15 protein-coding genes and 1 tRNA gene are annotated in these 13,810 nt (G+C 64.3%); 10 read left to right on the top strand and 6 right to left on the bottom strand.

Translation table 11 applies throughout. The annotated features are described in order from the left end of the window. Positions 1–4: 4 nt before the first annotated feature. Positions 5–658 carry an alternative oxidase gene (locus CRJ03_RS14165; RefSeq protein ID WP_206018374.1) on the bottom strand — a complete coding sequence of 218 codons (654 nt, stop codon included), beginning with the start codon at positions 656–658 and terminating at the stop codon, positions 5–7. 110 nt (positions 659–768) lie between these two features. Continuing rightward, positions 769–1,971 (bottom strand): hydantoinase/carbamoylase family amidase, encoded by a 1,203-nt coding sequence (locus CRJ03_RS14160; protein WP_104019518.1) that lies wholly within the window; start codon positions 1,969–1,971, stop codon positions 769–771. A 335-nt stretch (positions 1,972–2,306) separates the two neighbouring features. Between CRJ03_RS14160 and CRJ03_RS14155 the strand changes: the two genes are divergently transcribed. From CRJ03_RS14155 to CRJ03_RS20350, 5 genes are all read left to right on the top strand, one after another. After that, on the top strand, positions 2,307–2,897 hold the full coding sequence (locus CRJ03_RS14155) for a rhodanese-like domain-containing protein (protein ID WP_104019517.1): 591 nt from the start codon (positions 2,307–2,309) through the stop codon (positions 2,895–2,897). Between the two features lie 122 nt (positions 2,898–3,019). After that, positions 3,020–3,373: a CidA/LrgA family protein gene (locus tag CRJ03_RS14150; protein WP_104019516.1), complete on the top strand. Its 354-nt coding sequence runs from the start codon at positions 3,020–3,022 to the stop codon at positions 3,371–3,373. Next, a complete protein-coding gene (locus CRJ03_RS14145) occupies positions 3,370–4,086 on the top strand; it encodes an LrgB family protein (RefSeq protein WP_104019515.1) in 717 nt (238 codons plus the stop codon). The genes CRJ03_RS14150 and CRJ03_RS14145 overlap by 4 nt, the downstream gene beginning before the upstream one ends. Before the next feature lie 559 nt (positions 4,087–4,645). Further along, positions 4,646–5,011 carry a cupin domain-containing protein gene (locus CRJ03_RS14140; RefSeq protein WP_104019514.1) on the top strand — a complete coding sequence of 122 codons (366 nt, stop codon included), beginning with the start codon at positions 4,646–4,648 and terminating at the stop codon, positions 5,009–5,011. A gap of 256 nt (positions 5,012–5,267) precedes the next feature. Beyond that, on the top strand, positions 5,268–5,447 hold the full coding sequence (locus CRJ03_RS20350) for a hypothetical protein (RefSeq protein WP_240611681.1): 180 nt from the start codon (positions 5,268–5,270) through the stop codon (positions 5,445–5,447). 198 nt (positions 5,448–5,645) lie between these two features. Here CRJ03_RS20350 and CRJ03_RS20155 read toward each other — a convergent pair whose 3' ends face one another. The 4 genes from CRJ03_RS20155 to CRJ03_RS14115 form a co-directional block, all read right to left on the bottom strand. Then, complete coding sequence (locus CRJ03_RS20155; RefSeq protein WP_129590288.1) at positions 5,646–5,834, bottom strand: hypothetical protein; 189 nt, start codon at positions 5,832–5,834, stop codon at positions 5,646–5,648. 485 nt (positions 5,835–6,319) lie between these two features. Continuing rightward, the gene (locus tag CRJ03_RS14125; protein WP_338066355.1) at positions 6,320–7,090 is read right to left on the bottom strand and encodes a NaeI family type II restriction endonuclease; all 771 of its coding nucleotides are present in this window, start codon (positions 7,088–7,090) and stop codon (positions 6,320–6,322) included. A gap of 170 nt (positions 7,091–7,260) precedes the next feature. Then, positions 7,261–8,220 carry a DNA cytosine methyltransferase gene (locus CRJ03_RS14120; protein ID WP_104019512.1) on the bottom strand — a complete coding sequence of 320 codons (960 nt, stop codon included), beginning with the start codon at positions 8,218–8,220 and terminating at the stop codon, positions 7,261–7,263. Between the two features lie 169 nt (positions 8,221–8,389). Beyond that, positions 8,390–8,464 (bottom strand) — tRNA-Thr (locus tag CRJ03_RS14115). An 88-nt stretch (positions 8,465–8,552) separates the two neighbouring features. Between CRJ03_RS14115 and CRJ03_RS19965 the strand changes: the two genes are divergently transcribed. The 5 genes from CRJ03_RS19965 to CRJ03_RS14095 all read left to right on the top strand — a co-directional run bounded on the left by CRJ03_RS19965 (position 8,553) and on the right by CRJ03_RS14095 (position 13,699). Next, the gene (locus CRJ03_RS19965) at positions 8,553–8,726 is read left to right on the top strand and encodes a hypothetical protein (protein ID WP_165375324.1); all 174 of its coding nucleotides are present in this window, start codon (positions 8,553–8,555) and stop codon (positions 8,724–8,726) included. Between the two features lie 6 nt (positions 8,727–8,732). Next, positions 8,733–10,001: a UDP-N-acetylglucosamine 1-carboxyvinyltransferase gene (murA, locus tag CRJ03_RS14110; RefSeq protein ID WP_104019511.1), complete on the top strand. Its 1,269-nt coding sequence runs from the start codon at positions 8,733–8,735 to the stop codon at positions 9,999–10,001. Next, positions 9,998–10,468 (top strand): DUF2948 family protein, encoded by a 471-nt coding sequence (locus CRJ03_RS14105; protein WP_104019510.1) that lies wholly within the window; start codon positions 9,998–10,000, stop codon positions 10,466–10,468. The genes murA and CRJ03_RS14105 overlap by 4 nt, the downstream gene beginning before the upstream one ends. 106 nt (positions 10,469–10,574) lie before the next feature. Next, positions 10,575–11,876: a histidinol dehydrogenase gene (gene hisD, locus CRJ03_RS14100; RefSeq protein ID WP_104019509.1), complete on the top strand. Its 1,302-nt coding sequence runs from the start codon at positions 10,575–10,577 to the stop codon at positions 11,874–11,876. Between the two features lie 695 nt (positions 11,877–12,571). Continuing rightward, positions 12,572–13,699, top strand: a complete 1,128-nt coding sequence (locus CRJ03_RS14095; protein ID WP_104019508.1) for an FRG domain-containing protein — start codon at positions 12,572–12,574, stop codon at positions 13,697–13,699. Positions 13,700–13,810: the final 111 nt, after the last annotated feature.

The raw sequence follows: 13,810 nt of genomic DNA, 5'->3' as shown, positions 1-13,810 counted from the left end.
CCGCTCACGGGTCGGTCCCCTCCATGATCCGGTTGGCATACCCGTGGTTGGTGTCGCGGTGATGCGCCTCGTCGGCGCGCACGCGGATCACCACCTCGCGCAGCCGGGCCTCCTCGGGCAGCCCCCAGTAGTCGATGGCGATCCGCGGGGCGGGCACGTTCTCCTGCCGCCCGGCGTCGATCTCGGCCAGGTATTCCGTGTAGCTGACCACCGCTTCCTCCTCGAGATAGCCGACGATGCGATGCGCGATCCGCGGGGCGAACAGGTAGGTGAAGAAGAACACGTTGTAGAACACGACCTGCGCCACCATGATGAGCAGCCGCTCCACCCACGTCGGCTGCGCGATATGGATGAAGGTCATCAGGTGCATGCGCTCGTTCTCGGCCTCGTCGAGCAGATCGCGGATCCAGCCCTGGTCGTCGCGGATATGGCGCACCGACTTTAGATGCTGCAACAGGCCGCCGACCATGCCCGGCACCGCCGCTACCGTTTCCAGAACCACGGCGCGGTGCCCGTAGCGCTTGGAGAAGAACGCGTCGGCAAAGACGCGCATGGTCTTGACCACCCGCAACGCGATCCTGTCGCGAATGTCGCGCGGCGCGTGATGGGTGTCGAGAATCTCGGCTTCGGCGCGGTCACGCTGCGGCTCGCGTGCCATGTTGTTCTCCATCTTGTCCTGACCGACATATGGGCACGAAGGGTGATTTTTGCATGCCGCGCCCGGCGCGACCGGCGTCCTTCCGCCGGTTACACCGGACGGTGACGGCATTACCCCCCGGCACGCCCCACCGCCCCGGCCAATACCTCCAGCCCGGTCACCAGGTCGGCCTCGGCGGTATCCTCGGCGAATGCGTGGCTGATCCCGTCGATCGAGGGCACGAACAGCATCGCGGCGGGCATCAGCCGCGCCACGTTGGTGGCATCGTGCAGCGCCCCCGACTGCATCCGCCGCCAGCGCCCCGGCGCCACTGCCTCGGCGCTGTCGCACAGCGCGTCGCGCAAGGTCTCGTCCATCGGCATCGGCTCCAGCCCCAGCATGTCGCCAAAGCTCACGCTCAAGCCCGCTTCCTGCGCCACCTCTGCGGCGGTGGCGCGGATGATCTCCTCCATCCGGCGCAGCCGGTCCGCGTCGCCGTCGCGCCACTGCATGGAAAACACCGCCCGCCCCGGCACGATGGAATGGGCATCCGGGTGCAGCCGGACATGGCCGATGGTCCATACCGTCTGCGGCGTCACCACGTTGCGCAGCCGGTCATTCAGCAGCGCGTTGAACCGCGCCAGCCCCTGGAACGCGTCGCGACGACGGTGCATCGGCGTGGTGCCCGCGTGGTTCTGTTCGCCGTCGTAGGTGATCCGCATGTCGCGGATGCCGACGATATCGGTGACCACGCCCGCCGCCTCGCCCGCCTCGTAAAGCCACGGGCCCTGCTCGATATGCATCTCGACAAAGCCGGTGAAACGCCCCGGATCGACGAATTCCCCGGCCCGCTCCGCGATCCCCGCCCGCGCCTCGGCAAAGCGCACACCCTCGCGGTCGGTTTGCCGGTCGGCATCGTCCAACGACAGGTTTCCCGACCAGATCGCGCTGCCGGTGGTGACGCCGAACCGCCCTTCCTCGTCCTGGAAGGACACCACCGACACCGGCGGCCCACCCGCCTCGACGCTCGCGCGCGCAACCTCGAGCGCCGCGATCACGCCCAGCGCACCGTCGAGCCATCCGCCCTCGGGCTGGCTGTCGCTATGGCTGCCCAGCAGGATCGAGCGCCCCTCGGCCAGGCCAAAGAGATTGCCCACCGGATCGAGATGCGGCACCAGCCCCGCCTCGCGCATCCGTCCCGCCAGCCAGTCCCGCGCCGCGATGTCGGCCTCGCTATAGGCCGGGCGCACCACGCCCTTGCCCACCCCCGCCGCGCCGAACTCGCGCAGCCGGTGCAGATCGGCCAGAAATCTCTCGGGGTTCACTGCGATCATCTGCCTGCCTCCCTTTCACATCCCGGGCATACCCTACATGCGCGGCGCCGGGTTACAATGCCTTGACGGGGCCTCGACGCCATCAACAGGGCCATGGCCACCGGTCGAGAAGCCGAGGCCGATGAAGCAGGTAGCGCCCCCGCGGAAGATCGAGACGCCGGACGACAGTCTTGGCCATTGCGTAAGATCAAAGAGCGTGCAGGGTAGTGGCCCTATGCTTCTCGCGGGCGACAGACGCGGAAACACGCCAGAGCGCGCCTCGCGCAGCCCGGATCGGCGTGCCCCTTTCCGGCACCCTTGCGCCGCGCGTAAAAACGCACAGACCGGAGGACAATATGAAGACACTTGCCACCGCTTTCGCTGCCGCATGCATCGCCGGGTCGGCGCAGGCCGACCCTACAGTGGGGATTACGAAATCGATGCCCGAGGCGACCGTTCAGACCGAGAATGGCCCACAGGTGATCAATCGCATACAGGATCCGTCGCACGAGCTAACCGGCGAGTGGGCGCGCACCTCGCGCCCGTGTCCGGATTTTTGCATCCAGCCGATGGTCCCCGCTCCGGGTGTGTCGACGATCGGGGAACTCGAGCTTCTGGAGATGTTGCAGGACCCTGAAGCCGTTGTCGTGGACAGCCGGACGTCTGACTGGTTTCAGGGCGGCACGATCCCGGGCGCGATCAACATTCCCTATACGTATGTCGTCGATGAGCTCGGCCGGCTCGGGTGCCAGCCGGATTTCGACGGCTGGGATTGTGCGGAGGCCAAGCGGGTCGCGCTCTTCTGCAACGGGATCTGGTGCGGGCAATCCCCGACGGCGATCCGCAACATGATCGCGGCCGGTTACCCCGCCGAGCGCATCTCATACTACCGCGGCGGCATGCAGGTCTGGCGTCTGCTGGGCCTGACCGTGGCCGGTGGAGGCTGAATTGAGACCAGGCCACGCCTGCGCGGCGGGCATAACAGTGTTACTGGTTGCGCGATGCGATTGTGGCACGCAGACTTAGCTGTCACGAAGGTCAGACGCACGCTCCTGAAAAGGTATTTCCCATGCTTCCAACTCTCGGGCTGCTTCTTGTCTGCCAACTCATCGGAGAGGTGATCGTCCGCGGCATCGGCCTGTCCATCCCGGGCCCGGTCATCGGGCTGACGCTGCTCATTCTCATCCTTCGCCTCAGGCCGGCACTTGCCGAACAGCTACGAGCGACCATCACGGTCATCCTGGCAAACCTGTCGCTGCTATTCGTTCCGGCAGGCGTCGGCGTGATCGGCAATCTGGAGGTCCTGTCGGAGGATTGGTTTGCGCTCCTCGTCGTGCTTGTGCTGTCCACGCTGTTGGCCATGCTGGCGGCTGTCGGCACCTTTATTGGTGTGCGCCGCCTGACCGAAGGGCGCTCGCCATGACGGACGTGGCAAACCTCTGGAGCTATCTGTCCACAAGTCCCCTTCTGTGGCTGACCGCGACCGTTCTGGCGTATCTTGCCGCTGACGGGGTGGCGCGACGGCTGGACAATAATCCATTGGCCAATCCGGTGATCCTCGCGGTCCTGATGATCACGCCGGTGCTCTGGTTCACGCAGACAGAGTATGCGACCTATTTCGAGGGGGCACAGTTCATCCATTTCCTGCTGGGCCCGGCGACGATCGCCCTGGCGCTGCCGCTATGGGACAACCGCGAGACCATCGGCCAGTCCGTCGCGCCGATCCTGCTGGCGCTTCTGGCTGGCTCGGTGACGGCGGCAGGCTCGGCCATTCTGCTGGCGCAGGCGTTCGGTCTTTCGACCGAGGTGATCCTGTCGCTCGCCCCCAAATCCACGACCGCGCCCGTGGCGCTCGGGATATCCGAAGCGGTCGGCGGCCTTCCCGCTCTGACGGCCGTGCTGGTGATCCTGACCGGGATCATCGGAGCAGTGATCGTCACGCCCCTGATGACAGTGCTGCGTATCAAGGACTGGCGCGCGCGTGGGTTCTCCGTCGGGCTGGCATCACACGGCATCGGAACGGCGCGCGCATTCCAGGTGAACCCGACTGCCGGGGCCTATGCCGGCATCGCGATGGCGCTCAATGCCTTGCTCACCAGCATCATCGTGCCCGTGCTCGTGCGGTGGCTGATCTAGCGATTGAATGCTCTGGCGATCAGTGAACTGGCACCTGCATCGTGGTGAGCCTGTGAAACTCAGACCAATGCTCAGCACAACGCCGTGGCTTGTTTGCCGCTTGACAGCAAGAACGGGGGTGATGAGCCGATGACCGCAGAGGCAGTCAAGTCGGCGCAAATCGAACCCGCCTGACCGAACTCGCGGACAAGGACGAAAGGAACAGCAATCACCTAATCTCTCGCCAGGGAGTTGGAGATCGTGACGCTCTCCGACCGCCCTGGAGACGCCACCGGCATCCGGCTGATCGCCGAACATCTGCGAAATCCTCGCCGCCAGCATCAGCGGTCGGATGGCTACCGGGATCGGAGCATGACCGCGCCCCATCGCGACATGGAGATCGACGAGGCCAAAGACGAGGCCGTCGTGCAGGATATCCTGCACGACGTTGGCCTCTTGGAACTACGACTCGGAGACCTGCATCAAGGTCGGGGCGATGCTTTACACTCTGAACTCCGAAATCGTCTATGTATGAACGGTCCGGCCCTTCGAGTCCGGCCCACAGAAAGGCAGAAAAGACATGACAGCTACCATCGAAATTCGCCGCTTCGAGACCCCCGATGACCGGCTCGACATGAAGGAGCGCGGCGGCATCGACATCATCAAGACCGGGCAAGGCTCCACCGGCATGCGCGCCGTGTTCGAGCCCGGCTGGACCTGGGAGGCGGATGAGAAGCCGCTTCTCGGCTCCCCCGACACCTGCCCGATGCATCACACCGGCTACTGCCTCTCGGGTCGGCTTGTAGTGCGGATGCTCGAAAGCGGAGAGGAGACGCTGATCACCAGCGGCGACTTTTTCGAGATCCCGCCAGGTCACGATGCCTATGTCTCGGGTGATGAGCGGGTCGAACTGATCCTGTTCGAAGCGTCGGGCGCCCACGCCTGAGACGGTTGTTCCCCTGGACCCCGCCGGGGTCCAGGGGAACGTGAGCACAAGCCTCTTCCAAGCCGAAATGATCTCCGCCCGCTGCGATAGGCCGACGGCGACAGGCCACTGTGGTGCTCTAATATCCGTCGGAAGAAGGCAGTATCCTCGTGGCCGACAGCCAGCCCGACCCGCTCAATGGACGTCGCGCCGTCCTCGAGCATCTTCCGAGCGGCGGCTGTGGCAGTATATCTGGCTGTATGCAGGCGTGGTCGTCGTGCCGGGCCAGGTGGCCTGGAACATGGCGCTGAAATACGTGCGCGCCTCCGAACTGTCGCTCGCCACCTCCTTCCCGCCGCTGGCCCCACCAATGCCGCCCTTGGCCGCAGCCATTTCCGGCGACATTCCCGAAATGGCCTGGTGCGCGATGGGCAAGTCGCCCGATGCGCCCACCTGATCCGTTCTTCTGCGCCGCAGACGGTGTCCGGGCGCAGCAAGATTGCCGAAGGCGAATTCCTTGAAATTTTCGCCCCGCCGCGACGCTGATTGTCGGTGTTGGAGGACGTTAGCATGAGACTGAAACTGACCTGCCAAGTTGTTGCAGGCAGCGCCTGTTTTGGTCTTCAGGAACGCGCGAGCGCCACCACCCCGGGTCCTATTCCGGTTTGTCGGTCGGTTCGGTGTCTTCAGCGGGCTTCGGCGGGACTGAACCTTCAGATTTCGCACCGGGTTGGAACTGCATTTTGCGGCGCCGTGCGTTACGGGATCTGGCCACACCCACGGGGGCGGGCACCGCGAGGAATTCGGCAAGGTTGAACTGTGGCTTCATGGAAAACATGGTCATCGAGTGATGCCTTTCTTGGGCGGAGACTATCACGCCTGTTCAGTCAATATGGGGACGCGGACCCGATTTTGCGACTTGCGTCTGATCGAGCATGATTGGCCCGGCGCTGCGAGCGTGCGTGAGCCGGGTCGTCAGGTCCGGAAGGTTTACATCGCGCCGAGGATAACACGTTTTCCCGGCAGAATCTGTCAAGTAGCGTGAACTTAAGGTAAATCTTTTCGGCGGGGTCCGGCGAGGGACGGCAGCCCAACCCTTCCTCGCCGCGGTTCGCGCATTCGTCCTCGCTACGCCTTCCGTGCCTCACAGACGCGTCGCAGCAGCTGCACGCACCGCAGGGTCGGCGCGCTCTGAGGCCCGTTCCAGCGCCTCTAGCTCTGCACTGCAAAGTGCACGGGCGATCAAGCCCCCTGCTGTCGGTCGCGCCAATCGGGCGCGGTTTGGGTGGGGATTAGTGCGACGGCGGGGCCGGTGTCAGGCTGCGGCGGTCACACTTGCCAACCCGCCGCTCGGGCTGCCGATAGCTCGTCTGGCGTCGTTGGGCGGTATGAAATGAAGTCACCCTCCGGCAATTCGAGCTGCCGGATAAGCGGCCCGTCATAGGTGCTGGACAAGAGCAGTATGCCCTCAGCCGCCAGCCGGTCCCGTGTTCCACGGCCATCGTCAGATCGGATGCGCCGCATGAAGTCTTTCTGCCGGGCAACACCCTGCACGGTTTCGCGTGATATCGGGACCCCTTGGACTTCTCTAAACAAGGCCATGATGCGGGAATTTCCACTGTTCCCGGCGAATATGCGGTCCACCGCGTCCGGCGCGACCGTTCGCCAGAAGTTCGGCGGGTATGGGTGGTCTGCGAAGATCCACCGGATATGCTGAAAGCCCGCCGCCGAGACACTTCGCTTCGCATCACGGTTAGCACCAGCGGTCAGGTATTCGGGGCGCGCAACTATGAGCCCAAGATAGCAGCGCGACCTGTTCTCGTCAGCCGCCACTAGGATACAGGGGTGCCCTATGGCTTCGCCTGGAATCATCCAGTTGTTGCCCATCGTGTGCTTAATGTCGGTGTCGTGCCCGGCGACGACCGCATCCAGCCGCCCGCGTGGCAGGGAGAGCAGCGCCCGGAGCATGATCTCAACGCGGGTGCCGATGTAGGTCTTTTCGGTCTTTTCCAGCTCGTCATACGACCGCCGCCCCGTCCTGGGCGTCTGGATCACATCGTCAACGACCTCGCGCAGGAGTGCCGGGACCTCTTGGGTCAATCGCCCGGCCCCGCCTGCCCGCTGTTCGAGGTCAGCATAGATCGCTGACGTTACATCGAAGTCAGGGTGTCCCGGGACAACAAGGCTGGCTGGAAGGTTGGTGCGCAAGGGGTCTGATTCTCCACTGAAATTGGTGGAGATTGTTGCACAGGGCTCGCGGCTGGTCGAGGTTACGCGCTGACCGCGTAGACGCGCTTAGCTGTCAGGGCAGCGCGGACGTTCTCCCCTACCGCTCGCGCAACTGGCGGCGGGAAGGCGTTGCCCACCTGTCGGTAGGCAGCGGTTTTGCGTCCCGTAAAGTGCCAATCGTCAGGGAAGCCCTGAACGCGCGCCACCATCGGAACCGTAAGGCGGGGCGTCCCAACAAAGTCTGCCTCGGGCGCATCCTCCGCAACGGTTTTGCCGTTGACCCCGAGCGCGGCCCATGCCGCGCGGGCACGGGTTGGCCCGAGGTCTGGGCCTCCATGTTTCTTTGATCCGCCCACGATGGTCGGGGCAATCTCATCCGCGCGTTTGGCCCACGCGGACGCGCCGCGCCAGCCGTTCGCGGCCATCATGCCCCGGAGGACGGCCCCGACCGTGGGTGGGTTGTGCGGCTGAGGTGTCGGCCAGTCGAAGTGTTCGGCAGAGGAGTGTTCGATGGCGACGATCACAACGCGGGGGCGGAGTTGCGGCACTCCATAGTCGGAGGCGTTGAGCAGCCGCCATTCTGTCTTGTAACCGAGTTTCTCAAGCTGGCGCTTCAAGCCCTCGCGGTAGTCCTGAAACACTGCGTCAAGGAAGCCCCGGACGTTCTCAATCATGACGGCCCGGGGACGGGTTGCCGCGATAATGTCGATTGCGTCAGGGAACAGGTTGCGCTCGTCAGCCGCGCCAAGCTGTTTGCCCGCTACAGAGAAGGGCGGGCAGGGCAGGCCCCCGGCAAGAAGGTCAATCCCCGCGAAGGCGGCGGCGCGCTCCTTGAAGATGCGCAGGTCTTCTTCGACCACGTTCCACTGCGGCCGATTTGCCCGGAGGGTTGCGCAACAATGGGCGTCAATCTCAACGAGGGCGTTGTGGTCGAAGCCCGCTTGCTCAAGGCCAACCGCCTGACCTCCTGCGCCTGCGCAAAGCTCCACCGATGACAACATGTTGGTGTCCTCCTGTCCCACGCCCCCACCGATGGGTGTAGGGCAACAGTGCTGCCTTGTCAGCAGCTTTCTGATGTTCTCATAATGTTCTAAACGATCCGTTGAATTCTGGCAACGGCTGAATCACCCTCTTCGCCGGACCCGCAAGTACTTGTTTTCTTGGGGAGGGTGGTGCTGCTGGAGAGAATCGAACTCTCGACCTCTCCCTTACCAAGGGAGTGCTCTACCTCTGAGCTACAGCAGCGCCGATTTGGCGCGGTGATTAGACGCTTCTCGCCGGGGGCGCAAGGGGTAACTGGACGCTATTTCGCACCTCCTGTAAGAGGGGGGACATGAGCGACAAACCCAAGCCAGAAACCCGCAAAGCCGCGCCGAAAGAGCGCGGGGACAGGCTCAAATCCGCCCTCAAGGCCAATCTCGCACGGCGCAAGGCGCAGATGCGTGCGCGGGCCGCCGGAGAGGCCGGGCACACCGAGGCAGGGCACGGCGAAGAGCAGAAGGACTAGAGCCAAATGGATTCCATCGTCGTCACCGGCAACGGGCCGCTTCACGGACAGATTCCCATTGCCGGGGCCAAGAACGCGTGCCTCACGCTGATGCCCGCCACGCTTCTGAGCGAGGAGCCGCTGACGCTGACCAACGCGCCGCGCCTGTCGGATATCCGCACCATGAGCACGCTGCTGGAATCGCTCGGCGCAGAGGTGGCGCAGATGCAGGGCGGGCAGGTGCTGACGCTGTCGTCGCATAGCATAACCAATCACCGCGCGGATTACGACATCGTGCGCAAGATGCGCGCCTCGATCCTCGTGCTTGGCCCGATGCTGGCGCGCGACGGGCACGCGGTGGTATCGCTGCCCGGCGGCTGTGCCATCGGTGCGCGCCCCGTCGATCTTCACCTCAAGGCGCTAGAGGCGATGGGCGCCGAGCTCGACCTGCGCGACGGCTACGTGCACGCCCGCGCCCCCGGCGGGCTGCGGGGCGGCCGGGTCGCGTTTCCCATGGTCTCGGTCGGGGCCACGGAAAACGCGCTCATGGCCGCGACGCTGGCGCGCGGCACCACGGTGATCGACAACGCCGCGCGCGAGCCCGAGATCGTCGACCTCGCGCAATGCCTGCGCAAGATGGGCGCGCAGATCGAGGGTGAGGGCACGCACACCATCACCATCGAGGGGGTGGACCGGCTCGGTGGCGCCACCCACGCGGTCGTGCCCGACCGCATCGAGCTTGGCACCTACATGCTCGCCCCCGCGATCTGCGGCGGCGAGGTGACCTGCCTTGGCGGGCGGATCGACCTGCTGGCCGCCTTCTGCGAGAAGCTCGACGAGGCGGGCATCGACGTGACCGAGACCGAGGCCGGCCTCACCGTCGCGCGCCGCAACGGCCGCGTGCGCGCCGTCGATGTGGTGACCGCGCCGTTCCCCGGCTTTCCCACCGATCTTCAGGCGCAGATGATGGCGCTCATGTGCACGGCCCAAGGCACCTCGGTGCTCGAGGAACGCATCTTCGAGAACCGCTTCATGCACGCGCCCGAACTCATGCGCATGGGCGCGCAGATCGACGTGCAGGGCGGCACCGCCACCGTCACCGGCGTCGAGACGCTCAAGGGCGCGCCGGTGATGGCCACCGACCTGCGCGCCTCCGTCTCGCTCATCCTCGCGGGGCTCGCGGCCGAGGGCGAGACCATCGTCAATCGCGTCTACCACCTTGACCGCGGCTACGAGAGCGTCGAGGAAAAGCTGCGCGGCGTAGGCGCCAGAATCGAAAGGATTACCGGCCAATGACCGACGATGCCACGTTCGAGGACGGGCGCGAGACGCCGCTCAATCTGGGCGCCTTCGACCCCGACGATCTCAAGGTGATCTCGGCACTGGCGCAGGACGCCGTGTTTCCCATCACCGAAATGCGCTGGCAGGCGCGCCGCCATCGCTTCGCGCTGCTGCTCAACCGCTTCCGTTGGGAGGACGAGGGCCGCGAGCGCCACGGGCCGGAACGCACGCAATCGCTTCTGGTGGTGGAAAACGTGCTCCGCGTGGCCAGCCAGGGTATCGACCGCGACGATCCCGACACCGTGCTGTCGCTGCTGTCGGTGACGTTCGAGCCGGGCGAGGAGGGCACGGGCCACCTGATCCTGACGCTCGCCGGCGACGGCGCGATCCGGCTCGAGATCGAGGCGCTGGAGGTCACGCTCCGCGACGTCACCCGCCCCTACCGTGCCCCCTCGGGCAAGGTGCCCCGCCACGACACCTGATTGCCGCCGGGCGCGACATGGGTATTTGCGCCAAGAAGAAACCCCGGGGCGCGCGCGCGCGACAGCGCCCCCCGCCCGCTACCTGCTCCGCCGGAAAGGACCGCCCATGCCCATCACGCTCGACGCCACCGCGCCCGATTTCGAGACCCGGTTCACCGCCCTGCTCGGCGCCAAGCGAGAGGACAGCGCGGACGTGGACGACACCGTCGCCGCGATCATCGCCGATATCCGCGCGCGCGGCGACGCGGCGCTGATAGAGCTGACCGCGAAATTCGACCGGGTGGCGCTCTCGCCCCAGACCCTCCGATTCTCCAGCGCCGAGATCGACGCGCTGGTGGCCGAGGTGCCCGATGCCGAGCGCGCCGCGCTGGATCTCGCCGCCGAGCGCATCCGCGCCTACCACGCCCGCCAGATGCCGCAGGACGAAAGCTGGACCGACCCCGACGGCGCCACCCTTGGCTGGCGCTGGACGCCGGTCGGCGCGGCGGGGCTCTATGTCCCCGGCGGCCTCGCCTCCTACCCGTCCTCGGTGCTGATGAACGCGATTCCCGCCAAGGTGGCCGGGGTGGCGCGCCTCGCCATCACCGTGCCGATACCCGATGGCCGCGCCAACCCGCTGGTCCTCTTGGCCGCGCACCTCGCCGGGGTGGACGAGATTTACCGCGTCGGCGGCGCGCAGGCCATCGCGGCGCTGGCCTACGGGACACAGAGCATCGCGCCGGTGGACAAGATCACCGGCCCCGGCAACGCCTACGTGGCGGCGGCCAAGCGGCGGGTCTTCGGCCGCGTCGGCATCGACATGATCGCCGGGCCTTCCGAAATCCTCGTCATCGCCGATGCGGGCCAGAACCCCGACTGGATCGCCCTCGACATGCTCAGCCAGGCCGAGCATGACGAGAGCGCACAGGCCATCCTCATCACCGATGACGCAGCCCTCGCCCGCGACGTCGCCGCCGCCGTCGAGGCCCGGCTCGAAACGCTGGAGCGCCGCGCCATCGCGGGGGCGAGCTGGCGCGACTTCGGCGCCATCATCACCGTGCCCGACCTCGCCACCGCCGCAGCCCTCAGCAACCGCATCGCGCCCGAGCACCTGGAGCTTTGCGTCGCCGACCCGGATGCGCTCGCTACGCAGATCACCCATGCCGGCGCGATCTTCCTCGGCGCCTGGACGCCCGAGGCCATCGGCGACTACGTCGGCGGGCCCAACCACGTCCTGCCCACGGCCCGCTCGGCGCGGTTCTCTTCGGGGCTGTCGGTGATGGATTTCCTCAAGCGCACGACGCTGGCCAAGATGACCCCCGAGGCGCTCGCCAGGATCGGCCCCGCCGCCGAGACGCTGGCCAACGCCGAGAGCCTCGAGGCCCACGGATTGTCGGTCCGCGCACGGCTGGATTATTTGAACCGGTAGGGGAGGGGGGCAGCCGACACGCCAGCCCGCCCCACGCCTGCTTCCCTCTCACTGACCGCCCAACCCTCCCCCGCGCGGAATCAAGGCGTGCTTGCACGCCGCCGCGCGAGCGGTCATGCCGAAGGCATGCCCCCGGCATGACCCGCCCGCACGGGCGGGCGCTTTTGCAACGCTGTAAGCAGCGGTAAACTAAGAAGTATCTTGCACCATAAAGCGCGCAGCCCCACCGTCGCAGCGCGCACCCAGCGCCTGCCTCCCTCTCACCGACTGCCCAACCCTCCCCCGCGCGGAATCAAGGCGTGCTTGCACGCCGCCGCGCGAGCGCCCAACCGCCCGCACGGGCGGGCGCTTTTGCAACGCTATAAGCAGCGGCAAACTAAGAAGTATCTTGCAACATAAAGCGCACAGCCTCACCGGCACAGCGCCCACCCACGGTCGGTCGCCCGCGCGGCTCAGCGCACCGTCCCTAAAGTTCGCGAAAGGCCGGAGGTAAACCGCAGGGTGGGGGGAAGTCCACCATTGCCTCGCATCCTACGCTTGCCGCGCGCGCGATGAAGGTCGGGTTTGCGCAGGGAGCGCCATTGGCAACGTCGAGCTGATGTTCCCTATACCGCCATACAGACTTTATCAGCAATACATCGACTAACTGATGTCATTGTCCTAGCATCCAAACTACAAATGGTGGTGAGGGATTGATGGAGAAATTTTCAGGCCAGTGGATCGGCACGCTTTCTGGCACTCAGGATGGTCTAGTGCTTCTTGATCTTGATCACCGCAAGCAATGGCTCGAGGGTAGCATTTACGGTTTCCTAAATGCTGATGATGGACCGAACGTTTATGCACCTCTCATAGCAAACCCAGTTGAAAACAAGCTGGAATTCAAAGTTAGACCAATCGCGCTACACCCAAATCAACCGCGTGTCGCTGCCGCCGGTGAATTCGCAACGGAGAATTTTCCTGCTGAAATATCCATATCGATTGAACTAGCAACAAGTGGAGCCGAAGGTACTTGGAAAGCCGATAATGGCCAAGAAGGCACTTTAAAACTCACCAAGAGTGCGGCAGATCAACCATCGCAACTGGTCGCCGAGCCCGGCATTCACGATTGGGCAAGTTTCCAGCAGGAAGTCGCAAAGAACATCGATCGTCCTTACGCGACGATTTTTAGGGGGCAGTCATCTGCTTGGCGGCTGCGAACAGCTTTTCACCGTACTCGTCGCAAAGACCTAGTAAGGTATTGGGAGGAAGACGTTCCAAGGTTACGAAAAGCGTCTGTAGGGCATTTGGGGAACACGTTTGGTCATATGGATCCCGGCCACAATGGCGCTTTTCTGCATCTTCTTCAACATCATGGCTACCCGACGCCAATGTTAGATTGGACCTATTCGCCATACATCGCAGCTTATTTTGCGTATTCTTCTTTCGCCGATAATTTTCACTCAAATTCAGATACTTCCGGAAAAGTTCGAATTTATATGTTTGATGCCCATAGCTGGAAATTAGACTTCAACCAAATTGTGAATCTCACCCATTGTCGGCCACACTTCTCTCTTATCGAACCCCTAGCGATTGCGAACCCAAGAGCGCTCCCTCAGCAATCAGTTGCATCTATTTCCAATGTTGATGACATCGAAGGTTACATAACCTATCAAGAGAGTTTGACCGCGAACAAGTATCTTAAGGTCTATGATCTTCCTCAGAGTGAGTATGAAGACGTTCTAAGGCAGCTCGGTTATATGGGGATTTCGCCAGGTTCGTTATTTCCGGGGATAGAAGGATTGTGCCGAGAGTACCGGCACCGGCAGTTTGGTTACGACCCATAGCTATGCAATAACTGCGGCATATCTCTTTTAGCCAAGCAGATACTGACCGGTATTGTCGGCGGTCTCTGAAAGCATGTCTGCTTCGGGGCTGCCTCCGGCCATCCACGACCC

This window comes from Roseovarius nitratireducens (assembly GCF_002925845.1).
GTDB classification, from domain to species: Bacteria; Pseudomonadota; Alphaproteobacteria; order Rhodobacterales; family Rhodobacteraceae; genus Roseovarius; species Roseovarius nitratireducens.
The sequence above is the reverse complement of the archived record's forward strand: the minus strand, read 5'-3'. Positions and strand labels throughout refer to the sequence as shown.